At 52.4% G+C, this 229-nt stretch carries 1 protein-coding gene; it reads right to left on the bottom strand.

Translation table 11 applies throughout. The features are described 5' to 3' along the window. Positions 1–229: hypothetical protein (locus tag MMO38_RS16615; protein WP_241324203.1), on the bottom strand; the 229-nt coding region annotated here is incomplete at both ends.

Raw genomic sequence — 229 nt, 5'->3', positions numbered from 1 at the left:
GAATCGCTGTCTGAGTCGCTGTCGCTATCAGAGTCAGAATCGCTGTCTGAGTCGCTGTCGCTATCAGAGTCAGAATCGCTGTCTGAGTCGCTGTCGCTATCAGAATCGCTGTCTGAGTCACTGTCGCTATCAGAGTCAGAATCGCTGTCTGAGTCGCTGTCGCTATCAGAGTCAGAATCGCTGTCTGAGTCGCTGTCGCTATCAGAGTCAGAATCGCTGTCTGAGTCAC

Origin of the sequence: Acinetobacter sp. NIPH 1852 (assembly GCF_022549455.1) — a bacterium.
In the GTDB taxonomy this organism is placed as follows: Bacteria; Pseudomonadota; Gammaproteobacteria; order Pseudomonadales; family Moraxellaceae; genus Acinetobacter.
This window is presented reverse-complemented; position numbering and strand designations above follow the sequence as displayed.